23 protein-coding genes and 1 pseudogene are annotated in these 20,756 nt (G+C 71.7%); 18 read left to right on the top strand and 6 right to left on the bottom strand.

The features are described 5' to 3' along the window. Positions 1 to 61 precede the first annotated feature (61 nt). The 11 genes from B9S58_RS18385 (at position 62) to B9S58_RS39185 (ending at position 10,471) form a co-directional block, all read left to right on the top strand. Positions 62 to 832: an enhanced serine sensitivity protein SseB gene (locus B9S58_RS18385; RefSeq protein ID WP_103533221.1), complete on the top strand. Its 771-nt coding sequence runs from the start codon at positions 62 to 64 to the stop codon at positions 830 to 832. A gap of 209 nt (positions 833 to 1,041) precedes the next feature. After that, on the top strand, positions 1,042 to 1,785 hold the full coding sequence (locus tag B9S58_RS18380) for an enhanced serine sensitivity protein SseB C-terminal domain-containing protein (protein ID WP_181009362.1): 744 nt from the start codon (positions 1,042 to 1,044) through the stop codon (positions 1,783 to 1,785). Between the two features lie 282 nt (positions 1,786 to 2,067). Continuing rightward, entirely contained in the window at positions 2,068 to 3,738 is a 1,671-nt protein-coding gene (locus B9S58_RS18375; RefSeq protein WP_103533219.1) for an ABC transporter substrate-binding protein, read from the top strand. Positions 3,739 to 3,823: 85 nt separating this feature from the next. Beyond that, positions 3,824 to 4,828, top strand: a complete 1,005-nt coding sequence (locus B9S58_RS18370; RefSeq protein WP_103533218.1) for an ABC transporter permease — start codon at positions 3,824 to 3,826, stop codon at positions 4,826 to 4,828. Position 4,829: 1 nt separating this feature from the next. Continuing rightward, positions 4,830 to 5,792, top strand: a complete 963-nt coding sequence (locus tag B9S58_RS18365; protein ID WP_103533217.1) for an ABC transporter permease — start codon at positions 4,830 to 4,832, stop codon at positions 5,790 to 5,792. Between the two features lie 6 nt (positions 5,793 to 5,798). Then, a complete protein-coding gene (locus tag B9S58_RS18360) occupies positions 5,799 to 6,791 on the top strand; it encodes an ABC transporter ATP-binding protein (RefSeq protein ID WP_103533216.1) in 993 nt (330 codons plus the stop codon). Beyond that, positions 6,788 to 7,960 (top strand): ABC transporter ATP-binding protein, encoded by a 1,173-nt coding sequence (locus B9S58_RS18355; RefSeq protein WP_103533215.1) that lies wholly within the window; start codon positions 6,788 to 6,790, stop codon positions 7,958 to 7,960. The genes B9S58_RS18360 and B9S58_RS18355 overlap by 4 nt, the downstream gene beginning before the upstream one ends. Before the next feature lie 180 nt (positions 7,961 to 8,140). Beyond that, a complete protein-coding gene (locus B9S58_RS18350) occupies positions 8,141 to 8,800 on the top strand; it encodes a trimeric intracellular cation channel family protein (RefSeq protein ID WP_103533214.1) in 660 nt (219 codons plus the stop codon). A gap of 106 nt (positions 8,801 to 8,906) precedes the next feature. Then, the gene (locus B9S58_RS18345; RefSeq protein ID WP_181009359.1) at positions 8,907 to 9,776 is read left to right on the top strand and encodes a thioesterase family protein; all 870 of its coding nucleotides are present in this window, start codon (positions 8,907 to 8,909) and stop codon (positions 9,774 to 9,776) included. A 93-nt stretch (positions 9,777 to 9,869) separates the two neighbouring features. After that, positions 9,870 to 10,022 carry a hypothetical protein gene (locus B9S58_RS39190; protein WP_258044682.1) on the top strand — a complete coding sequence of 51 codons (153 nt, stop codon included), beginning with the start codon at positions 9,870 to 9,872 and terminating at the stop codon, positions 10,020 to 10,022. Next, positions 10,019 to 10,471 (top strand): YafY family protein, encoded by a 453-nt coding sequence (locus tag B9S58_RS39185; protein ID WP_258044681.1) that lies wholly within the window; start codon positions 10,019 to 10,021, stop codon positions 10,469 to 10,471. The genes B9S58_RS39190 and B9S58_RS39185 overlap by 4 nt, the downstream gene beginning before the upstream one ends. A gap of 20 nt (positions 10,472 to 10,491) precedes the next feature. Here the strand turns inward: B9S58_RS39185 and B9S58_RS18335 are convergent, their stop codons facing one another. From B9S58_RS18335 to B9S58_RS18325, 3 genes and pseudogenes are all read right to left on the bottom strand, one after another. Next, complete coding sequence (locus tag B9S58_RS18335; protein WP_103533232.1) at positions 10,492 to 11,313, bottom strand: MerR family transcriptional regulator; 822 nt, start codon at positions 11,311 to 11,313, stop codon at positions 10,492 to 10,494. A 44-nt stretch (positions 11,314 to 11,357) separates the two neighbouring features. Next, positions 11,358 to 12,141 (bottom strand): annotated as a pseudogene (locus B9S58_RS18330) (DUF2268 domain-containing protein). Positions 12,142 to 12,226: 85 nt separating this feature from the next. Then, a complete protein-coding gene (locus B9S58_RS18325; RefSeq protein WP_103533211.1) occupies positions 12,227 to 12,853 on the bottom strand; it encodes a TetR family transcriptional regulator in 627 nt (208 codons plus the stop codon). Between the two features lie 138 nt (positions 12,854 to 12,991). On the opposite strand from B9S58_RS18325, the gene B9S58_RS38040 reads away from it, so the two are divergent. The 3 genes from B9S58_RS38040 to B9S58_RS18315 all read left to right on the top strand — a co-directional run bounded on the left by B9S58_RS38040 (position 12,992) and on the right by B9S58_RS18315 (position 14,980). Continuing rightward, positions 12,992 to 13,147 carry a hypothetical protein gene (locus B9S58_RS38040; RefSeq protein ID WP_181009358.1) on the top strand — a complete coding sequence of 52 codons (156 nt, stop codon included), beginning with the start codon at positions 12,992 to 12,994 and terminating at the stop codon, positions 13,145 to 13,147. 93 nt (positions 13,148 to 13,240) lie between these two features. Beyond that, positions 13,241 to 13,600, top strand: coding sequence for a hypothetical protein (locus tag B9S58_RS18320; protein ID WP_103533210.1), 360 nt, complete (start codon positions 13,241 to 13,243; stop codon positions 13,598 to 13,600). A gap of 210 nt (positions 13,601 to 13,810) precedes the next feature. After that, complete coding sequence (locus tag B9S58_RS18315; protein ID WP_103533209.1) at positions 13,811 to 14,980, top strand: cysteine desulfurase family protein; 1,170 nt, start codon at positions 13,811 to 13,813, stop codon at positions 14,978 to 14,980. Between the two features lie 19 nt (positions 14,981 to 14,999). Here B9S58_RS18315 and B9S58_RS18310 read toward each other — a convergent pair whose 3' ends face one another. Next, positions 15,000 to 15,755 carry an N-acetylmuramoyl-L-alanine amidase gene (locus B9S58_RS18310; RefSeq protein ID WP_103533208.1) on the bottom strand — a complete coding sequence of 252 codons (756 nt, stop codon included), beginning with the start codon at positions 15,753 to 15,755 and terminating at the stop codon, positions 15,000 to 15,002. Positions 15,756 to 15,816: 61 nt separating this feature from the next. On the opposite strand from B9S58_RS18310, the gene mnmA reads away from it, so the two are divergent. Beyond that, on the top strand, positions 15,817 to 16,953 hold the full coding sequence (gene mnmA / locus B9S58_RS18305) for a tRNA 2-thiouridine(34) synthase MnmA (RefSeq protein WP_103533207.1): 1,137 nt from the start codon (positions 15,817 to 15,819) through the stop codon (positions 16,951 to 16,953). Positions 16,954 to 17,022: 69 nt separating this feature from the next. On the opposite strand, the gene B9S58_RS18300 is transcribed toward mnmA, so the two are convergent. Both B9S58_RS18300 and B9S58_RS18295 read right to left on the bottom strand, forming a co-directional pair. Further along, positions 17,023 to 17,826, bottom strand: a complete 804-nt coding sequence (locus tag B9S58_RS18300; RefSeq protein ID WP_103533206.1) for an alpha/beta fold hydrolase — start codon at positions 17,824 to 17,826, stop codon at positions 17,023 to 17,025. Positions 17,827 to 17,932: 106 nt separating this feature from the next. Next, entirely contained in the window at positions 17,933 to 18,268 is a 336-nt protein-coding gene (locus B9S58_RS18295; protein WP_103533205.1) for a DUF427 domain-containing protein, read from the bottom strand. Positions 18,269 to 18,385: 117 nt separating this feature from the next. Here B9S58_RS18295 and B9S58_RS18290 point away from each other — a divergent pair, with 117 nt between their 5' ends. From B9S58_RS18290 to B9S58_RS18280, 3 genes are read left to right on the top strand one after another with little or no spacing between them, the layout of a single operon-like run. Further along, entirely contained in the window at positions 18,386 to 18,925 is a 540-nt protein-coding gene (locus tag B9S58_RS18290) for a TIGR00730 family Rossman fold protein (RefSeq protein ID WP_103533204.1), read from the top strand. Positions 18,926 to 18,976: 51 nt separating this feature from the next. Then, on the top strand, positions 18,977 to 19,666 hold the full coding sequence (locus B9S58_RS18285) for an SDR family oxidoreductase (RefSeq protein WP_103533203.1): 690 nt from the start codon (positions 18,977 to 18,979) through the stop codon (positions 19,664 to 19,666). Positions 19,667 to 19,711: 45 nt separating this feature from the next. Continuing rightward, the gene (locus B9S58_RS18280) at positions 19,712 to 20,740 is read left to right on the top strand and encodes a methionine synthase (RefSeq protein ID WP_103533202.1); all 1,029 of its coding nucleotides are present in this window, start codon (positions 19,712 to 19,714) and stop codon (positions 20,738 to 20,740) included. The last annotated feature ends 16 nt before the right edge of the window (positions 20,741 to 20,756 follow it).

The following is a 20,756-nucleotide window of genomic DNA, read 5'->3' as shown; positions in this document are numbered from 1 at the left end:
CTGGCCGGAGCACGACGGCCGCCGCGCGCGGCCGAGGCGGTCGAGAGAGGGCACAGAGGCAGTGGACATTCCGGCACCCGCACCGGCGCACCCCCAGCAGGGGTGGCCCGCCAACGAGCTCGAAGAGGTGCTGTCGGCCTCGCTCGGCGTCCCGGACGCGGGCGGCCGCCTCGTCGAGGTGCTCGGCCGCAGCTCCGTCTGGGTGCCGCTGCCGGCCGGCGGCAGCCCCGCGAGCGCGGACCTCGACCTGCCGATGATGGAGATCGACGGTGCGGCCTTCGTCCCCGTCTTCAGCTCCGAGGCCCAGTTCCTCAGCTGCGTCGGCAGCCACATGTCCTTCGCCGTCGCGCCCGCCCGCGACTTCGCCCGGGGCCTGCCTCCGCAGGTCGGCATCGCCGTGAACCCCGGCGGAGTGGTCGGCATACCGCTTCCGCCGCCCGCCGTCGCCGAGCTCTGCCGGGCCGGCCGCACCGCCCTCGACGGGCCCGCCACCGGCGGCCGGGTCCGGCTGTTCGAGCCGGACTGGCAGCACGACCCGGTCGACTTCCTCACCGCCGTGTCCGAGGAGTTCGAGGCCGCCGGCGTGGTGAGCACCGCCCGCCGGGCCCTGGCCAGCATCGAGGGCGGCGACCCGGTCCTCTTCGTCGGCGTCGAGTTCGCCACCTGGGACGGCGCGGGGCAGAGCGCCCCCATGGACGCCATCGGCCGGGCGCTCGGCCGGGTCCAGGTGCCCTGGCCGGTCAACCTGGTCCTGCTCGATGTCGCCCAGGACCTCGTCGGTGACTGGATGCGGGAGAAAGTACGCCCGTTCTACCTGCGCGAGGGGCACTGATCCACCGGTACGAAGGACACTGACGGCAACGGGGCCGGGTGCCGCCGGACCGCGGCGTCAAGTCGGTGTCAGAAGTGGCGCATAAGCTGGTTTGATGGCGTGGTCGCTCCCGTGTGCCCGGGAGCGGTGGCGCGAACGCGACGGATCGACGAGGGGCGGAACCCAGGGTGAGTGCGTCAGGCACTGCGGCGGCCGGGAAGGTCGAGCACATGCTGCGCCAGGTGACCCCCGGGCGTTACGACACCTACGAGGCGCTGCTCGCCGCGGTCGCCGAGGGCCGGATCTGGATGCTGCTCTGGCACGGCGCGGCCGGCTCACCGGACGCCCAGTACGGGAGCATGGAGATCGACGGCCTGGGTTACGCCCCCTGTGTCACCTCCGCCCAGGAGCTCTCCGCCAGCGGCTGGAACCGTGCCCACGAGCTGGTCACCGGACGTGATATCGCCCGCGCCCTCTTCCCCGACCGCTGGGGCATCTGGCTGAATCCGCATGCCCCCGGCGGCGGTGTCGGCATCCCCTGGCTCGACCTGCGGCGCATCGCCACCGGCCTGGACCGGCTGCCCGCCGGACCGCTCCGGCTCTCCGACCCCGCCATCGAACTCCCGCAGTTCTACGCCCTGCTCACCCAGAACGCCCACCGCACCCCCGTGATCCGTTCCCTGCGCCGCGCCTGGGTGCACCCGGCGGTCGGCGTCCCGTATCTCGCGATCGGCCTCGACCTCTACGACACCGGCCGCGCCTCCGTCGAATCGGTGCGCGAGATGATGCGGCAGTCGGTCGGGGCGGTCCCCGAGGGGCTGCCCGTCTCCACCGTCGCCATGTCCGACGAGTACGACCCGGTCGGCATGTGGCTGCGCGCGAACGCCCGTCCGTTCTACGACCGCGAGGCGCACGCCCCCGCCGGTCCGCCGCCCGCCGCCCCCGGATACGGATACCCGCCCCAGCCCCGCTGAACGGCGGCGAGCGGGACGCCGGGGCGCGCGGGCGCTCCGCCCCGCCCCCGACCGGGGCGGAGCGGTCAGTCGCGCCCTCTGACTCCGGTCACCCTCCGTCGAACACCCAGCGATGTCCGGCTTGTTAACTTCCAACGTGAGGATGTCCCGGATCTGGACGGTTTGTTAACCGTCCGGGTCTCGACTAGGTCTCACCGCTATCCGGACTGTTCTCTTGCGGCAGGCACCGTCTGTAGTGTGCGGCCATCAAACCTCACCACATGGCGAACCAGGGGTGGACCCATGCGCATATTCAAGTCCCGGGCTGTCCGGGCGATCACGACAGCGGTCGCTGTCGGGCTGATCGCCACGGGCTGTTCCAGCGAGCGGGACGAGGGCGGCTCCAAGGGGGGCGACAAGGACACCTTCGTCTTCGCCGGATCCGGTGACCCCGGCTCCCTCGACCCGGCCCTCGCGAGCGACGGCGAGACGTTCCGCGTCACCCGTCAGGCCTTCGAGGCGCTGCTGGAGCACGAGCCCGGCGGCAGCAAGCTGGTCGGCGGCCTCGCCGAGAACTGGGAGAGCGACCCGGCCGGCAAGGTCTGGACGTTCAACCTGCGCGAGGGCGTGAAGTTCCACGACGGCGAGACGTTCAACGCCGCCGCGGTCTGCGCGAACTACGACTACTGGTTCAACTGGAAGGGCACGTACCAGTCCAGCGCGGTCTCCTACTACTGGCAGACCATCATGGGCGGGTTCGCGAAGAACGAGGACGCCGAGACGCCCAAGCCGAACTACAAGTCCTGCACCGCCGAGGACGACAACACGGCCGTCATCGAGGTGAACGAGCCCTCGGCGAACCTGCCGGGCGGATTCTCCCTCCAGGCGCTCGCGATCCACTCGCCGAAGGCGCTCAAGGAGTACGCGAAGCAGGACGCGACGGCCAAGGGCGACGCGATCACGTACCCCAAGTACAGCCAGGAGGCCGGCACGGTCGCCGGCACCGGCCCGTACAAGATCGTGAAGTGGAACAAGGGGAACAAGGAAGTCTCCCTGGAACGCTTCGACGACTACTGGGGCGACAAGGCCAAGGTGAAGAACCTGGTCTTCCGCACCATCTCCACCGAGGAGACCCGCCGCCAGGCGCTCCAGGCGGGTGACATCGACGGCTACGACCTGGTCGCGCCGGCCGATGTGACGACGCTGGAGAAGGAGGGTTACGAGGTTCCGACCCGTGACGTCTTCAACATCTTCTACGTCGGCATGAGCCAGTCGGCGAACCCGGCGCTGAAGAAGCTCGATGTCCGTCAGGCGATCACGCACGCCATCGACCGTGAGAACCTCGTCAACACCCAGCTGCCCGAGGGCGGCAAGGTCGGCACCCAGTTCATGCCCGACACGGTCGCCGGCTACTCGGACAAGGTGAAGACGTACCCGTTCGACACCGCCAAGGCGAAGGACCTCCTCAAGCAGGCCGGTGAGGAGAAGCTGAACATCGAGTTCTGCTACCCGACCGAGGTCACCCGCCCGTACATGCCTGCCCCGCAGGACCTGTTCGAGCTGATGAAGGCCGACCTGGAGAAGGCCGGCATCACCGTCACGCCGAAGGCCATGAAGTGGGCCCCGGACTACCTGGACGCCACCGAGGCCGGCTCCTGCGCCCTGCACCTGCTCGGCTGGACCGGTGACTTCAACGACGGCTACAACTTCATCGGCACCTGGTTCGCCGGGCCCGACAAGCAGTGGGGCTTCAAGGACCAGAAGGTCTTCGACGCCGTGAACGCGGCCTCCAAGGCCACCGACTCCACCGAGCGCACCGAGGCCTACAAGAAGGCCAACGAGACGATCATGGAGTACGTCCCGGGCGTGCCGATCTCCTCGTCCCCGCCGGCGATCGCGTTCGCCAAGAACGTCAACCCGCCGAAGGTCTCCCCGCTGACGCAGGAGAACTTCGCCGAGGTCTCCTTCAAGTAATCGCACACCAGCGGGTCCGCCCGGCCACAGCAACCAGGTGGCCGGGCGGACCCGCATCGACGCACGTGAGAAAGGGGCATGCGGGGTGCTGCGACTCGTCGTAAGAAGACTTCTCCAGCTCATTCCCACCCTGCTCGGCCTGTCGGTCCTGCTGTTCCTCTGGCTGAACCGACTGCCCGGCGGACCCGCCACAGCGATCCTGGGCGAGCGGGCCACCGAAGCCGAAGTAGCGAGAATCAACCGGGCCCTCGGACTCGACGAGCCGGTCCACGTCCAGTACTGGCGGTTCCTCAAGCGCATCTTCGAGCTCGACCTCGGAACCTCCACCCAGACCGGCCAGCCGGTGTGGGACGAATTCACCCGCGCCTTCCCCGCCACGGTGGAGTTGAGCATCGCGGCGATTCTGATCGCCGTCGTCGTGGGCATCCCGATGGGTTACCTCGCGGCCAAGCACCGCGGCGGCTGGCTGGACGTGGCCTCCGTCTCCGGATCACTGCTCGGCATCTGCATCCCCGTCTTCTTCCTGGCCGTGCTGCTGCGCGGGATCTTCTCCGTACAGCTGCGGTGGTTCCCGAGCCAGGGCCGGCTCGACTCCGGCCTCAACGCCACCGACGTCACCGGATTCGCCGTCCTGGACGGCCTGTTGACCGGCGAGTTCGACGCGAGCTGGAACGCGATCATGCACTTGATCCTGCCCGCCGTCGCCCTGGCCTCGATCCCGCTCGCCGTCATCGTCCGGATGACCCGCGCCAGTGTCCTGGAGGTGCTCGGCGAGGACTACATCCGCACTGCCGAGTCCAAGGGCCTCGACAAGAAGACCGTGCGCGGGCGCCACGTACTGCGCAACGCCCTGCTCCCCGTGATCACCGCGGTCGGCCTGCTGACCGGCAGCCTGCTCTCCGGTGCGGTGCTCACCGAGTCCGTCTTCGACTTCGGCGGCCTGGGTTCCTTCATCCGTACCGCGATCGACGGCCGCGACTACCCGGTCCTCGTCGGATTCATTCTCTTCATCGCGATGGTGTACGTGCTCATCAACCTCCTGGTCGACCTCGCGTACAGCATCATCGACCCGAGAGTGCGGGTGCACTGACGTGACGATCCTGACCAACCAAGCAGACAAGATCGACCGTCTCGCCGAGCTGACCCAGAGCTCGGAGACGGTCACCGGCACCAGTCTGTGGCGTGAGGCCTTCCGCCGCATGCGCTCCAGCAAGATGGCGATCATCGGCGCGGTCATCATCGGCGTGTTCGTCCTCGTCGCCGTCGTCGGACCGATGCTGGCCCCCCACGGCCCCACCGCGCAGAACTGGCGCAGCGAGGTCTTCCCCAACCAGGGCAAGTTTGTCGGCATGCGCGGCGAGAACTGGTTCGGCCTGGACCACCTGGGCCGCGACATGTTCTCCCGCTGGCTCGTCGGAGCGCGGCAGACGCTGCTCGTCGGTGTGGTCTCCATGCTCATCGGCCTGATCGTCGGCGCCACCGTCGGCGTCCTCTCCGGCGCCGCCGCCACCCTCGGCGGCAAGGTGGGTCAGCGCGTCGACACCGTCATCATGCGCTTCACCGACATCATGCTGTCGCTGCCGTCGCTGCTGCTCGCGGTTTCCATCGCCGCGGTCCTCGGCCAGTCGCTGACCACCGTGATGATCGCCGTCGGTGTCGTCCAGATCCCCATCTTCGCCCGCCTGCTGCGCGGTTCGATGCTGGTCCAGGGCGGCGCCGACTACGTGCTCGCCGCGAAGGCGGTCGGTATCCGGCGCAAGCGGATCGTGCTGACCCAGATCCTGCCGAACTCGCTGAGCCCCGTGATCGTCCAGGCCACCCTGAGCCTGGCCACCGCGATCATCGAGGCCGCGGCCCTGTCCTACCTGGGCCTCGGCAACCCCGACCCGGCCATTCCCGAGTGGGGCGTGATGCTCTCCCAGGCACAGCGCTTCTTCGACAACGACCCGATGATGGCCGCCTACCCGGCTGTCGGCATCATCATCACCGCCCTCGGCTTCACCCTGCTCGGCGAGGCCATGCGCGAAGCCCTCGACCCGAAGTTGCGAGGCTGAAGTCCCATGTCACTGCTCTCCGTTGAGGAACTCAGCGTCACCTTCACCGCCCGCGGCCGCAAGGACGCCACGGCCGTGGACGGTGTCTCCTTCGAGGTCGACCAGGGCCAGGTCGTGGGCCTGGTCGGCGAGTCGGGCTGCGGCAAGTCCGTCACCTCGCTCGCCCTGATGGGGCTGCTGCCCCGCAAGGCCGCGAGGATCGGCGGCCGTGCCGAGTTCGACGGCCGGAACCTGCTGACCATGAACGAGCGCAAGCTCCGCGATCTGCGCGGCAGCCAGCTCGCGATGATCTTCCAGGACCCCCTCTCCTCACTGAACCCGGTCGTCCCCATCGGGATCCAGGTCACCGAGATCCTCCAGCGCCACCGCGGGCTGAAGGGCGAGAAGGCCCGCAAGGAAGCCGCGTCCCTGCTCGACCGGGTCGGTATCCCCGACCCGGACCGGCGGCTCAAGGAGTACCCGCACCAGCTCTCCGGCGGTATGCGTCAGCGGGCGCTGATCGCCATGGCGGTCGCCTGCGCCCCCCGGATGCTGATCGCCGACGAGCCGACGACAGCCCTGGACGTGACCATCCAGGCACAGATCCTGGAGCTCCTGAAGGAGCTGGTCGACCAGGAGGGCACCGCCCTGCTGATGATCACGCACGACCTCGGTGTCGTCGCCGGTCTCTGCGACGAGGTCAACGTCCTGTACGCCGGCCGGGCGGTGGAATCGGCGGGCCGCCGCGAGCTGTTCGCCCACCCCACCCACCCGTACGCGCACGGGCTGCTCGGCTCCATCCCGCGCCTCGACGCGCCGCGCGGCGAACCGCTGCACCCGATCCGCGGGTCCATCAACGACAAGATCGCCTGGGCCGACGGCTGCGCGTTCGCACCCCGGTGCGACCACTACACGATGGAGTGCCTCACCGGCACCCCCGAACTGACCGAACCACGCACGGCCGGACACCAGGTGCGCTGCGTCAACCCGGTCCTGCCCAAGGCGGAGGTCCCGGCATGAGCCTTCTCGAACTGGACGGCGTCAAAGTCCACTTCCCGGTCAAGAAGGGCCTCTTCTTCGACCGTACGGTGGGCCACGTCTACGCGGTCGACGGCGTCTCGCTGAGCGTCGAGGCCGGCCAGACGTACGGGCTGGTCGGCGAGTCGGGCTGCGGCAAGACGACGCTCGGCCGCGCGGTACTGCGGCTGAACGACATCACCGAGGGCGGGGTCGTCTTCGACGGCACCGACCTGGCGAAGCTGCCCTCCGAGGAGATGCGGGCCTTCCGCCGCCGTCTCCAGATGGTCTTCCAGGACCCGCTGGGCAGCCTCAATCCCCGGCAGAACATCGAGTCCATCCTCGCCGAGGGCATGGCCGCCCACGGCATCGGGAAGGACTCGGCGGAGCGCCGGGAGAAGATCAAGGACATCCTCGCCAAGGTCGGCCTGCCGTCCAACGCGATGTCCCGCTACCCGCACGAGTTCTCCGGCGGCCAGCGCCAGCGCATCGGCATCGCCCGCGCCCTGGTCCTGGAGCCGGACGTGATCATCTGCGACGAGCCGGTGTCCGCGCTGGACGTCTCGGTCCAGGCACAGGTGATCAACCTGCTGGAGGAGCTCCAGGAGTCGCTGGGCCTGACCTACCTGGTCATCGCGCACGACCTCGCGGTCGTCCGGCACATCTCGGACGTCATCGGGGTGATGTACCTCGGCGGGCTCGTCGAGGAGGCCCCGAGCGACGCGCTGTACGCGGGGCCCCGGCACCCGTACACCAAGGCGCTGATGTCGGCGGTCCCGGTGCCCGACCCCGAGGTCGAGGACCGCCGCGAGCGGATCCTGCTCCACGGCGACCTGCCCTCCCCGGCCAACCCGCCGACGGGCTGCCGCTTCCACACCCGCTGTCCGTGGGTGCAGGAGACCAAGTGCGCCACGGAGCGCCCGCCGCTGCTGGACACCGGCGACGGGCACAAGGTGGCCTGCCACTTCACGGCCGAGATCGAGGCCGGGACGGTGAAGCAGGCCCTGGCCACCGGCACCGAGGCGGTCACCGGCACGGAAACCGCGGCGGCCGAAGCGGTGGAGGTGCCGGAGGGAGAGGCCGATGTCGCGGAGGCCGAGGCCCCCGCGAAGGTGCCGGGCCAGGGCGACGCGCCTGTCGCGGCACCGGCCAAGGACGGAGCCCAGGACTAGGGCCTCTCGTTTGGATCATGTCGGGCTCGCGGGGTCCGGCACGCGCATCTGCGGCGTTGTCGTCAATCACCAACGCTCCGCGTTGACTCAGTCCTCCGCCTTGCAGCTGCACGCACCGGACCCCGCTCCCTGATCCGACCTGATCCAAACGAAAGGCCCTAGGACCGGCACAATTGCCTGGTGCTCACCGAACTGTTCACGCCCTCCGTCCAGCATGCGCTCGACATCGCCGGGATCTTCGTCTTCGCGATCTCGGGCGCCCTGCTCGCCGTCCGCAAGAACTTCGATGTCTTCGGCATCGCGGTCCTCGCGGAGGTGACAGCGCTGGGCGGAGGGCTGTTCCGTGACGTGATGATCGGCGCGATCCCGCCTGCCGCCTTCACCGACCTCGGCTACTTCATCACCCCGCTGTTCGCCGCCGTGCTGGTCTTCTTCCTCCACCCGCACGTGGAGCGCATCCAGGCCGGCGTCAACGTCTTCGACGCGGCGGGGCTCGGGCTGTTCTGCGTGGCCGGCACGGTCAAGGCGTACGAGTACGGCCTCGGGCTCACGGCGTCGGCGGCGCTCGGCCTGGCCACCGCGGTCGGTGGCGGCGTGCTGCGCGACGTGCTGGCCAACGAGGTGCCCTCGCTGCTGCGCTGGGACCGCGACCTGTACGCGGTGCCCGCGATCGTCGGGGCGACCATGGTGGTCCTGTGTATCCGCTTCGACACCCTCAACGCCCTGACCAGCAGCCTGGCGGCGATCTGCGCGTTCTCCCTGCGCCTGCTGGCGCTGCGCTTCCACTGGCGGGCGCCGCGTGCGTACAACCGCTCCTCCGCACGGGCCGAGGAGGGCTAGGGAAGTCCGGCGGATCGCGTGAGCGGGTCCCGGGCGGCCACGTGGCCGAGAAGTGCGCAGCTTGAAAGCTACCGCTTAGTAGGGTGTTCGATGTACCGTGCATGCCATGGCACAGGCAGCGACTGAGGCGGCGCAGACCGCACGGGCAACCATCGGCGACAGCGAGTTCGACCGGGACACCGCGGTCACCCTGCGCGAGGCGGGCGTCTACGACGCCGAGCTCTCCGCGGGCTGGACCATCATCCAGGCCGTCAACGGCGGCTATCTGCTGGCCCTGCTCGGCCGGGCCCTGGGCGAGGCCCTGCCGCACCCCGACCCGTTCTCCGTCTCGGCGCACTACCTCACCGCCTCCGTGCCGGGCCCCGCCGTCGTGCGCACCCAGACCGTCCGCGCCGGCCGCACCCTCTCCACGGGCCAGGCCTCCCTCTTCCAGTACGCCGAGGACGGCAGCGAGATCGAGCGCATCCGGGTCCTGGCCACCTACGGCGACCTGGACACGCTCCCCGACGACGTCCGTACGACGGCACTCCCGCCCGCCATGCCCGACCGGGACCACTGCCTCGGCCCGAGCGACGGCGCGCCCAGGATCCCCGGCAGTTCCGCCATCACCGACCGCCTCGACATCAAGCTCGACCCGGCGACCGTCGGCTGGGCCGTCGGAGCCCCGTCCGGCAAGGGCGAGATGCGCGGCTGGTTCGGCCTGGCCGACGGCCGCGACCCGGACCCGCTGTCGCTGCTGCTCACCGTGGACGCCCTGCCCCCGACCTCGTTCGAACTGGGCCTGACCGGCTGGACCCCCACCGTCGAGCTGACCACCCACATCCGCTGCCGCCCCGCCCCGGGCCCGCTGCGCGTCGCCATCACCACCCGCAACCTCGCCGGCGGCTTCCTGGAGGAGGACGCCGAGGTCTGGGACAGCGCCGACCGCCTCGTCGCCCAGTCCCGCCAGCTCGCCAAGGCCCCGCGCAGCGCATAGCCGTACGGTGTGGGGGCCCGGCACCGCACGGCTCAGGCCCCCCACGCGGCAAGCAGCCGCAGCGCCCGGGTCCTCCGGCCATCAAATGGACCGGTGAAATCCGACCGGCTGCTCTCCGTCCTCCCGCTGCTCCAGACCCGGGGCACGGTTCCCGCCACCGAGCCGGCCGATCGCCTCGACGTCTCCGGCACAGCGGCGCGGACGCCCCGCGCGACTACACCGTCGACCCCTACGGCCTCGTCGTGAAGGCCGGCGTCTGGTACCTGGTCGCGGACCTCGACGGCGGCCCCCGCCTCTTCCGCGCCGACCGGATCCATACGGCCGAACCCACCGGGGACCCCGTGCGGCGGCGCGCCGGGGCGGAGCCGGCCGGGGTGTGGGAGACGCTGCGCGCCGGGGTGGAGCAGCGCCCCTCCGCCGTACGCCTGCGGGTCCGGTTCCACCGCCCCCGTCCGGAGCTGTTCGGGCGATTGAACGCGGCCGCGCTGACCGGGGAGCCCTTACCGGCCGCGCCCCGGCCGGGGGAGGAGCAGGGGGAGTGGCTGCTGGCGGAGCCGGCGGTGTCCGAGGTCGGCCGGGTGCGGTCCCTGCTCGCGTTCGGGCCGGCCGTGGAGGTCCTCGACCCGCCCGAGGCCCGCACGCTGTTGGCCGAGGTCGCCGCCGAGGTCGTCGAGATGTACGCGGCCGGCGGCTGACCCGGCCCCGCCGCCGTCGCTCACTCCCAGGCGGCGGACTCCGGATCGACGCCGTGGGCCCGGGCGTTCGCGGCGATCACCGCGAACAGCCAGCTGTTGAGCCCCGGCGCGATCGCGTCGTAGTGCGCGGCGTACCCGGGGTCGGCGACATACGTCCGGCCGATGCAGACCTGCATGGCGTACGTGCAGTCGAAGTACGTCGAGATCTGCGCGCGGTGCCGCTCCGCGAGGGCGTCCGCGACATCCGACCCGGGAGCGACGCCGGAACGGTACGCGCCGCCGAGGTCGGCGGTCAGGGCCTCGGTGGCCGCCGCCACGTCCTTCCAGTCCTCGGCGCTCATCCCGGCCGCCCGCTCCGCGTACTGCGCCCACTGGTCCGTGCCGCCCCACCGCTCCTCGGCCTCCTCGGCCCAGCCGGGCTGCCAGTCGGCCCCGAAGATCTCCACCTGCTCCCCGGGCGTCAGCCGGATGCCGGGCTTCGACTCCAGCAGCATGCGGTCCACCGCCCCGACCATCCGCTCGAGCCGGGAGATCCGGTCCACGAGCCGCCCCCGCTGCCGGTGCAGATGCTCGCGCGCGTCGACCGCCGGGTCGTCCAGGAGCCGCCCGATCGCGGCGAGCGGGACGCCGATCTCCCGGTAGACGAGGACCCGGTGGAGCCGGGCGACGTCGTCGTCCCCGTACACCCGGTAGCCGGCCCGGGTACGCCCGACCGGCCGCACGAGGCCGATCGTGTCCCAGTGGTGCAGCGTCTTCGCGCTGACCCCGACGAGCGCGGCCGTCCGTCCGACGGTCAGCCCGTCGGCGGGCGGCTCATCGGGGCGCCGGTCCTCGATCCTCATCGGTCCAGTCTCCCGCAGCCGGTTGTACGGGTTCCGGAGGCGGGTCACACGGTGGTCGGCACGCCCGCGTTGGTGAGGATCTCCCGTGCGGGCAGGGCGACGCTCGCTGCGGCGGTCAGCCCGGAGACCGTGAGGTGGGCGTCCACGAAGCGCAGCCCGGCCGCGTACCCGGCGAAGTCCGGCAGCCCGACTGACCGTTGCCCCAGATGGCGCGTGGTGCGGTCGCCGTACACGTACGCGGGGAGGTTCGGCATCCCGGCGACGTCGATCCCGGCCGCCACCTTCGCGGAGACCTCGTCCAGCTCCGCGCCGGACAGGGACGTCGACCAGGGGCCCATGGCGGCCTCGCCCGCCAGCTCCCGAACGAACGCCTCGGCCAGCCCCTCGGCCACGACCTGTTCACCGACCGTGACCGCCATCGGGTCCCAGACCACGTTGGCGTAGCGGACGTTGTGGTGCAGCTCGTGGGCGGCGGCGTGCTCGATCTTGGCCAGGCCGGTCGCTGTGGGCCACATCATCAGCAGGATCGCGCCCGGGATGCCGCCGAGGCCGAAGTACCCCTGGTTGAGGGTCATCTGCGGGTCGTCCGGGTCGCCGAGCACCAGGACGACGTGCACGGTGCCGGCGGTCCGCGCACCGGGCGCCGTCCCGGTCGAGCGGGAACCCGCTGCCCGCGCGGTGCGTCTCGACCAGGTCTCCGACCCCCGCCCGGGACATCACCTCCTGCAACGGGGCGAGCATCTCGCGCAGGGCGTCAGGTCGTTGGGCCACGGGGCGGTGCAGGAGGTCGAGCAGGGCGGAGGCGGTGTCATGGACGACGATCTTCATACCCGGGGACCGTAGAGCCTCCTGTTGCGGGAGGGTCAAGCGCGGCGGTGGCGTCTCCACGCCTCTCGTCCGGCCCGTGCGTACGTCACCCCTCGTCCAGCCAGTGCGCACGGCCGATGGTGACCAGCCGCAGCCGGCGCCGGGCCACCCGGACGACCTCCGCCTCACCCGCCGGCCCGGCCTCCAGCAGGGTCGACGTGGTGATCACCATGTGGTCCACGTAGAGGCCGCCGAGCATCAGCAGGTCCTCCTCGTTCCATCCGGCGGAACCCGGCTCCTGGCCGAGCGCGCAGGCCACCTCCTCCGCGAACCGCCGCAGCTGGGTCGCGATCGCCTCGCGCACCGGGCCGACCCCGCCGTGCTGCTCACGGGCGATGAACCGGAAGTGGGCGGGCTGCGCGCCGACATGGCGCGCTATCACCTCCACGCTGCGGTCCAGCCGCTCCTCGCTGTCGCCCGTCTCCGCGAGCACCGCGCCGATCAGCCCGTGCAGGCTGCCCAGGGTCTCCTCGACCAGGGCGACGCCGAGCGCGGCGGTGTCCTCGAAGTGGCGGTAGAAGGCCGTCGGGGTGACCCCGGCGGCTCGGGTGACCTCCCGCAGTCCCAGGCTGCTCAGGCTCTGGTGCTCCAGCAGAACGAGCGCGGCGTCCAGGAGGGCCTGGCGGGTCCTGAGCTTCTGGGCCTGGCGGATTCCGGCGGTGATGTGACTCATGCCATTCAGTAAACAACCGTTCTCCGAGTCGAGGAAGGGGTCCGGGGTTTAGACTTCCAAGTCAGTGAACACTCGTACTCCGAATGGCTTCCGGCCCGCTTCCGAGCGGTATTCGTCGTCGCACAGAGAGGTTCCGCCGTGCTCGTCCTCGTCGCCGCGCTGCTCCTGCTGGGGATCGTCCTCGGGGCGGTCACCCACATCCCGCTGTCGCTGACCCTGGCCGCCGCGACCGTGATCGGCTGCTGGCTGATGGTCTTCGCCGTCCGCGAACGCACCGCGCGTCGCACCCGCTGACCCGTCCCGCACTGTTCTGCGCTGTCCCGCCGCACCCGCACCCGCACCCGCCGAGCCTGCCGTTTCCCGGACCGATCCGAAGGAGCTCGCACCATGGCCCTCACCGACTCCGCCCGCCGCGTGACCGACGCCGATACGAATACCGGGACCGGTGGCGGCACCGATGCTGCCGTCGCTCCCGATGCCGCCGCGCCGGCCCCCGCCTCCCGGGCCGTGGGCCGGGAGGCGGACGGTCTTGCCGTCGCCTCGTTCGTCCTCGGCCTCGTCGGGCTGCTGGTCTTCAACATCCTGCTCGGGCCCACCGCGATCGTGATGGCGCTGCTGGCCCTGGCCCGCCGCACCCGCCGCCGGGGACGCGCCTGGCTCGGCCTCGCCCTGGGCGTCGCCGACCTCGCCGTGCTCGCCGCCCTGGTCACCGCCGACGGCACGGTCGCCTGGAGCCTCGGCGGCTGACGCACACCCCCGACGCGGCACCGCGAGCCGCTCTCCCCGTTCCGGATCGGGCTCCGGATCAGGCTCCGTCGGGCTCAGGAACGTGCGCCGGAAGGGGTCCCTGACCGGCCTCCGAGCCGGTCCGCCACACCTCGCGCGGGCGTGCGCGGGCACCGGGCCGTGACGCGCCCGGCATGCGCCCCACCCGGGGCTCGTAGAATCGGCCCCACCATGGCCTACCTCGACCACGCCGCGACCACCCCGATGCTTCCCGAAGCGATCGAGGCGATGACCGCCCAGCTCTCCGTCACCGGCAACGCGTCCTCGCTGCACGCCGCCGGACGCCGGGCCCGCCGTACCGTCGAGGAGTCCAGAGAAGCCCTCGCCGACGCCCTCGGCGCCCGCCCCAGCGAGGTCGTCCTCACCTCCGGCGGCACGGAGGCCGACAACCTCGCCGTGAAGGGCCTCTACTGGTCCCGCCGCGATGCCGACCCCCGCCGCACGCGGGTCCTCGCCGGTCCCGTCGAACACCACGCCGTGCTGGACGCCGCCGACTGGCTCGCCGAGCACGAGGGCGCGACCGTCGACTACCTCCCCGTCGACCACCACGGCCGGGTCCACCCCGAAGACCTGCGCGAGGCGATCCTCCGCAATCCCGACGACGTCGCGATGATCACCGTCATGTGGGCCAACAACGAGATCGGCACCATCATGCCGGTACGTGAACTGGCGGCGGTCGCCGCGGAGTTCGCCATCCCCATGCATGCCGACGCGGTACAGGCCTTCGGTCAGCTGGAGGTCGACTTCGCCCGCTCCGGGCTGGCCGCGATGACCGTCAGCGGGCACAAGATCGGCGGCCCGTTCGGCATCGGCGCACTGCTGCTGGGCCGTGACCACACCCCCGTGCCCGTGCTGCACGGCGGAGGCCAGGAGCGCCATGTGCGCTCCGGCACTCTGGACGTGCCCGCCGTCGCCTCCTTCGCCGTCGCCGGACGGCTGGCCGCCGAGCGGCGCGAGCAGTTCGCCCGCCGCGTGGGCTCCCTGCGCGACGATCTCGTGGCCGCCGTGCGCCGGGCCGTGCCGGACGCCGTGCTGGGCGGCGACCCGGATCCGGCCGGACGCCTCCCGGCCAACGCCCACTTCAGCTTCCCGGGCTGCGAGGGCGACTCCCTCCTCCTGCTGCTGGACGCCCAGGGCATCGAATGCTCCACCGGCTCCGCCTGCACCGCCGGGATCGCCCAGCCCAGCCACGTCCTCCTCGCCACCGGCACCGACCCGGACCTGGCCCGGGGCACCCTGCGCTTCTCGCTCGGCCACACCTCGACCGAGGAGGACGTGAAGGCGCTCGCCGGAGCGATCGGCCCGGCGGTCGAGCGGGCGAGGACGGCCGGGCTCAGCTGAGGGCCATCCCCCGTGACCGTCAGCCGGCGGCCTTCGCCGAAGGCGTGGGGGAAGGGGCGGGCGGCGCCGTCGCGGCCCGCCGCACCAGCTCCAGATAGCGGTCCCAGTCCCAGTGCGGCCCCGGATCGGTGTGGTCGGTGCCCGGCACCTCCACATGCCCGATGATGTGCTTCCGGTCGATGGGTACGTCGTGCCGGGCACAGATCGACGCCGTGAGCCGGGCCGAGGACGCGTACATCGCCTTCGTGAGGTCTCCCGGCCGGTCCACGAACCCCTCGTGCTCGATGCCGACGGCGCGCTCGTTGTAGGCGCGGTTGCCCGCCTGGTACGCCACGTCCAGCTCGCGGATCATCTGCACCACCCGCCCGTCCTGCCCCACGATGTAGTGCGTCGCGGCCCGGTGGGCGGGATCCTGGAACACCTTCACAGCGCTGTCGAAACTGCCCTGGGTGACATGGATGATCACCCGGTCGATCGTGAAGTCGTCCGGGCGGTCCGCACGTCGCCAGTTCGCCTCCGACGCGGCCACCCAGGTCGCCCCCGCGTAGTCCAGCTCGCCCGGTTTCCGGGGCTTCTCGATGCCGGGCACCTGCCACCACAGGCGCTTCACCTTGTCGCGTGCGAGCACGGCGGCCGTGCCGGCGGCCGCCACCGCACCGCCGCCGATCAGCAGCGCGCGCCGGCTGACGCCGTCGGCGGGCTTCCTCCGCGACGACTTGCCCGACGACTTGCCCGAGGGCTTTCGCGACGCCCGGGTGCTCCCGTTGTTCCCCATGTGGTCGTCAACGCTTATCCGCGAGCGTTCGGTTCCCGGCGACCCGTACCCTGGAGGAGCTATGACTCAGACTTCCCAGCGCCCCCTACGTGTCCTCGCCGCGATGTCGGGCGGCGTGGACTCCGCCGTCGCCGCGGCCCGTGCCGCCGAGGCGGGCCACGACGTGACCGGTGTCCACCTCGCCCTGTCCGCGAACCCCCAGTCCTTCCGGACCGGGGCGCGCGGCTGTTGCACCATCGAGGACTCCCGGGACGCCCGCCGCGCGGCCGACGTCATCGGTATCCCGTTCTACGTCTGGGACCTGGCGGAACGCTTCCGCGAGGACGTCGTCGAGGACTTCGTCGCGGAGTACGAGGCCGGGCGCACGCCCAACCCCTGCCTGCGCTGCAACGAGAAGATCAAGTTCGCCGCGCTCCTCGACAAGGCCCTCGCCCTCGGCTTCGACGCCGTGTGCACCGGCCACTACGCCACGGTGGTACTCGCCGAGGACGGCAGCCGCGAGCTGCACCGCGCCTCCGACATGGCCAAGGACCAGAGCTATGTGCTCGGCGTCCTGGACGAGAAGCAGCTCGCCCACGCCATGTTCCCGCTCGGCGACACCCTCACTACCAAGGACGAGATCCGCGCCGAGGCCGAGCGCCGGGGCCTGGCCGTCGCCAAGAAGCCCGACAGCCACGACATCTGCTTCATCGCCGACGGCGACACCCAGGGCTTCCTGGCGAACCGCCTCGGCGGCCCGGCCGAGGGCGACGTCCTCGACGAGTCCGGTACGAAGCTGGGCACCCACGAGGGCGCGTTCGGCTTCACCATCGGCCAGCGCAAGGGCCTGAAGATCGGCCACCCGGCCCCGGACGGCAAGCCGCGCTACGTCCTCGACATCTCCCCGGTGAACAACACCGTCACCGTCGGCCCCGTCGAGGCCCTCGACGTGACCTCGCTGACCGCCATCAAGCCCCGCTGGTGCGGTACGCCCCCGGCCGGCCCGGGCACGTACACAGCTCAGCTCCGCGCCCACGGCGGCGAGACCGAGGTCACCGCCGAGCTGGTGGACGGCTCGGAGCTGAACGTCACCTTCACCGAGCCGGTCCGGGGCGTGGCCCCCGGCCAGGCGGTAGTCCTGTACGACGGCACGCGCGTGGTCGGATCGGCCACCATCGCGACGACGGCCCGCCGCGAGCGGGTGGCGACGGGCGGCTGACGCACGGGCCGACGGGCGGCCGAGGCCAACGGCCCGCCCGGCCTTTCGGCCGGATCGGACAGGGCCCGCCTACGACGCCTGCCGGTACGCGTACACGTCCTTGGCGAAGAAGCCCGCCAGCACCGGGGCGATCACCTGGGGCGCCACCTCGCGCATCTGGCCCGTCAGCGTGCGGTGCCGGCCGCGCGGCAGGGCCTCGGCCAGGGTCCGGGTCGCCGCGCGCGCCGGGGTGCTGCTGAAGCCGCCGCAGACCACCAGCGTCCGGGCGGCGACGGCCGCGAACCGCTCGACCGGGACCGCCCCGTCGCCCAGCAGGGCGTCGTCGTACGCCAGGGTGTGCGCCATCGCCTCCAGCTCCGCCCACACCGGTGTGCGCCGCATCCGGGCGGCCGTCTCGTCGGCGACGCCCGTCATGGACAGGAAAAGCTCCACCGCCCCGCCCCGGTCCCCGGCCGCCAGCAGCCGGTGCAGCCGGACCGTGCAGCGGGCCTTGAACAGCAGACCGGACGCGCCCGGTGTGTAGGGCGGCTCGTACACGGCGATGAGCTCCGCCGGGAGCCCGGCGGCCGCCGCCTCCAGGGCCAGCGCCCCGCCGGACGACATCCCGAAGACCGACGCGCCCGGCCCGGCTGTACCGACGACGGCGGCCAGATCCTCGATCTCCCGTGCCACGGTGCAGTGCCCGGTGTCACCGCTGGCGCCCCGGCCCCGGCGGTCGTAGGTGAGCACCGTGAACCGCGGCGCGAGCAGGGCGGCCAGCGGTGCGTCGGCCGCCGCGGCGCTCAGTGCCCCGCCGACCAGCACCAGCGGCGGCCCCTCGCCCTGGCGGCGGTAGGCGATCGAGGTGCCGTCGGCGGAGAGAATCCTGTCCATGGGAGAGGAGACCGGAGCGGTCCGGGAAACTCATCGCTCCGGCGGGAAAACCTCGCGGAGCCCGGACCCGGACCCGGAACCCGTAACGCGGAGCCCGGACCGCGGGTCAGCCGGCCACCGTCTCCGCGGCGTAGAAGCAGAAATGGTCCTTGATCGCGGCGACTTCGGGCCTCGGTTCCGGGTAGGCCCAGACGAGATCGGCGGCCCCGGGCAGCGACCAGTAGGAGGCGTCCCCCTTGAACGGGCAGTGCGTGCTGGTGTCCGACGGGGAAAGCAGCTCGGTGCGGACGTCCTCGGGTGGCAGGTAGTAGCGGACCGGACAGCCGGTCTCGCGGAGCACGAGCGGGCGGCGGCTCTCGGCCAGCACCTGTCCGTCGTGCACGACCCGGACGTGCTCGGTGTCCGGCTCGACGGTGATGCGGTGTCCTCGCGTGGCAGTCATGCCTGTTCCAGCGGCGTACCGGCCCGTAATCTTCCCCGCCCCGCTGCTGTGGCCGGAATCCGCCCCGGACGAGGGAGTGAACGGGGCGGTGCCCGCAGCGGGTCGTACGGTTGCCCCATGAACATCTGCGTCTTCCTCTCCGCCGCCGACCTCGACGACCGCTACACCGTGCCCGCCCGGGAGTTCGCCGAGCTGCTCGGCAGAGGCGGGCACACCCTCGTCTGGGGCGGGTCGGAGAGCGGCCTGATGAAGGTCGTCGCGGACGGCGTCCAGTCGGCGGGCGGGCGGCTGGTGGGCGTATCGGTCGAGTTCCTCGCCGCGAGGGCCCGTACGAGCGCCGACGAGATGATAATCGCCCGCGACCTCGCCGAGCGCAAGGCGCTCCTTCTGGAGAAGGCCGACGCCGTCGTCATCATGGTCGGCGGGACCGGCACGCTCGACGAGGCCACCGAGATCCTGGAACTGAAGAAGCACGGCAAGTCCACCAAACCGGTCGTCCTGCTGAATACCGCGGGCTTCTACGACGGGCTGCGCCAGCAGTTCCAGCGCATGGAGGACGAGGGCTTCCTCCCCGTTCCCCTGACCGACCTGGTCTTCTTCGCCAAGGACGGCGTCGGCGCGCTCGCCTACCTGGAAGAGGCCGCCGGTCACCAGTGAGCAGGGGCGTCCGCCGGACCCGGTGATCACCGCTCCACCTAGGATCGCCCCATGTCTACCCACCTCATCACCGGCGCCGGATCCGGCATCGGGGCCGCAGTCGCCCGCCGTCTCCTGGAGCGCGGCGACGACCTCGTCCTGCTCGCCCGCGACGCCGGCCGTGCCAAGGAGTTCGCCGACCGCTACCCGGGCGCGCGCACGCTCGTCGGCGACCTCGGCAACCCCGACCGGCTGTCCTGGGCGTTCGGCCAGCAGGCCATGCCCGAGCGGATCGACACCCTGCTGCACATCGCGGGCGTCGTCGAGCTCGGCGAGGTCGGTGAGCTCACCCCCAAGGCCTGGCACTTCCAGCTCAACGCCAACCTGATCGCCCCCGCCGAGATCACCCGCCTGCTGCTCCCGCAGCTCCGTGTCTCCCAGGGCCAGGTTCTGTTCGTGAACTCCGGCGCCGGGCTCAACGCCCACGCGGGGTGGAGCGCGTACGCCGCGAGCAAGCACGGCCTCAAGGCGCTCGCCGACTCGCTGCGCCACGAGGAGCACGGCAACGGTGTGCGCGTCACCACCGTCTACCCCGGCCGCACCGCCGGCCCCATGCAGGCCAAGGTGCACCAGCAGGAGGGCAAGGAGTACGACGCCGCCCGCTGGATCGACCCCGAGTCGGTGGCGACCACGATCCTGATGGCGCTCGACCTGCCGCGCGACGCCGAGGTCAACGACCTCACCGTCCGACCCGGCCGCTGACGCCCTGGGGAGCAGGTTCCCCGCCGGTGACCGTAGGCTTCCCGCGTGAGCGAGAAGAGCAAGTTCAGCGGGTGTCCGGCGACCGGCATCGGGTCGATGCCCGGGGGAGACGCGAGGGAGGCGGCGAAGACCGTCACCGGTTCCTTCGCCGACGGCCAGGGTATGCCGTACCTGGCGGAGCTGCCCGCGCGCGGGCCGGGCGCGGACATGATCGGCCGGACCATCGGCATGCTCGTCGAGATGTACGGACACGTCGAGCCGAGCGGCTGGCGGATCAGCGACCGGCCCGGCCGCGACACCCGCCGCGCCCGCTCCTGGCTGGGGGAGGACCTGGATGCCCTGGAGGAGTTCACCCAGGGGTACGACGGCCTGCTCAAGGTCCAGGCCGTCGGGCCCTGGACGCTCGCCGGCGGACTGGAACTGCGCGGCGGTGAAGCCATGCTGGCCGACCCCGGCGCCTGCCGCGACCTGGCCGGATCCCTGGCCGAGGGGCTCCGCGCCCACCTCGCGGAGGTCCGCCGCCGGATGCCCGGGGCGCGGGTCGTTCTCCAGCTGGACGAACCCTCCCTGACCGCCGTCCTGCTGGGCCGGGTCCGCTCGGCCAGCGGCTACCGCACCTACCGCGCCGTCGACCGCCAGGTCGTGGAGGCGACCCTGCGCGACGTCCTCGCCGTCGCGGGCGAGGACGGCACGACGCTCGTCCACTCCTGCGCTCCGGAGGTGCCGTTCGCCCTGCTGCGCCGGGCGGGGGCCGATGGGATCTCGTTCGACTTCTCCTTGCTCACCGAGCGTGAGGAGGAGGCGATCGGGGAAGCCGTCGAGGGCGGCACCCACCTGTTCCTGGGGGTGGTGCCCTCCACCGACGCCGCCTCGGACGGATTGTCAGACCCGGGCGGTAGCGTCATGGGAGTCAGGACGCTGTGGAGCAGGCTGGGGCTGAATCCGGGGACTCTCGCCGAGTCCGTCGCGATCACCCCGTCGTGCGGTCTCGCGGGTGCGTCGCCCGCGTACGCCCGTACCGCGCTCGCCCACAGCGCCAGAGCGGCGAGGTCGCTCGCGGACAACCCTGAGTGACGGGGACGACGGGCAA

It is taken from the genome of Streptomyces sp. SM11, assembly GCF_002910905.1.
Classification (GTDB): Bacteria; Actinomycetota; Actinomycetes; order Streptomycetales; family Streptomycetaceae; genus Streptomyces.
The sequence above is the reverse complement of the archived record's forward strand: the minus strand, read 5'-3'. Positions and strand labels throughout refer to the sequence as shown.

Excerpts from the sequence above, each read along its gene's own strand:
- B9S58_RS18380 (WP_181009362.1), top strand. The coding sequence starts at position 1,042 with ATGCTGCGCCAGGTGACCCCCGGGCGTTACGACACCTACGAGGCGCTG.
- B9S58_RS18375 (WP_103533219.1), top strand. The coding sequence starts at position 2,068 with ATGCGCATATTCAAGTCCCGGGCTGTCCGGGCGATCACGACAGCGGTC.
- B9S58_RS18360 (WP_103533216.1), top strand. The coding sequence starts at position 5,799 with ATGTCACTGCTCTCCGTTGAGGAACTCAGCGTCACCTTCACCGCCCGC.
- B9S58_RS18355 (WP_103533215.1), top strand. The coding sequence starts at position 6,788 with ATGAGCCTTCTCGAACTGGACGGCGTCAAAGTCCACTTCCCGGTCAAG.
- B9S58_RS18345 (WP_181009359.1), top strand. The coding sequence starts at position 8,907 with ATGGCACAGGCAGCGACTGAGGCGGCGCAGACCGCACGGGCAACCATC.
- B9S58_RS18335 (WP_103533232.1), bottom strand. The coding sequence starts at position 11,313 with ATGAGGATCGAGGACCGGCGCCCCGATGAGCCGCCCGCCGACGGGCTG.
- B9S58_RS18325 (WP_103533211.1), bottom strand. The coding sequence starts at position 12,853 with ATGAGTCACATCACCGCCGGAATCCGCCAGGCCCAGAAGCTCAGGACC.
- B9S58_RS18320 (WP_103533210.1), top strand. The coding sequence starts at position 13,241 with ATGGCCCTCACCGACTCCGCCCGCCGCGTGACCGACGCCGATACGAAT.
- B9S58_RS18315 (WP_103533209.1), top strand. The coding sequence starts at position 13,811 with ATGGCCTACCTCGACCACGCCGCGACCACCCCGATGCTTCCCGAAGCG.
- B9S58_RS18310 (WP_103533208.1), bottom strand. The coding sequence starts at position 15,755 with ATGGGGAACAACGGGAGCACCCGGGCGTCGCGAAAGCCCTCGGGCAAG.
- mnmA (WP_103533207.1), top strand. The coding sequence starts at position 15,817 with ATGACTCAGACTTCCCAGCGCCCCCTACGTGTCCTCGCCGCGATGTCG.
- B9S58_RS18300 (WP_103533206.1), bottom strand. The coding sequence starts at position 17,826 with ATGGACAGGATTCTCTCCGCCGACGGCACCTCGATCGCCTACCGCCGC.
- B9S58_RS18295 (WP_103533205.1), bottom strand. The coding sequence starts at position 18,268 with ATGACTGCCACGCGAGGACACCGCATCACCGTCGAGCCGGACACCGAG.
- B9S58_RS18290 (WP_103533204.1), top strand. The coding sequence starts at position 18,386 with ATGAACATCTGCGTCTTCCTCTCCGCCGCCGACCTCGACGACCGCTAC.
- B9S58_RS18285 (WP_103533203.1), top strand. The coding sequence starts at position 18,977 with ATGTCTACCCACCTCATCACCGGCGCCGGATCCGGCATCGGGGCCGCA.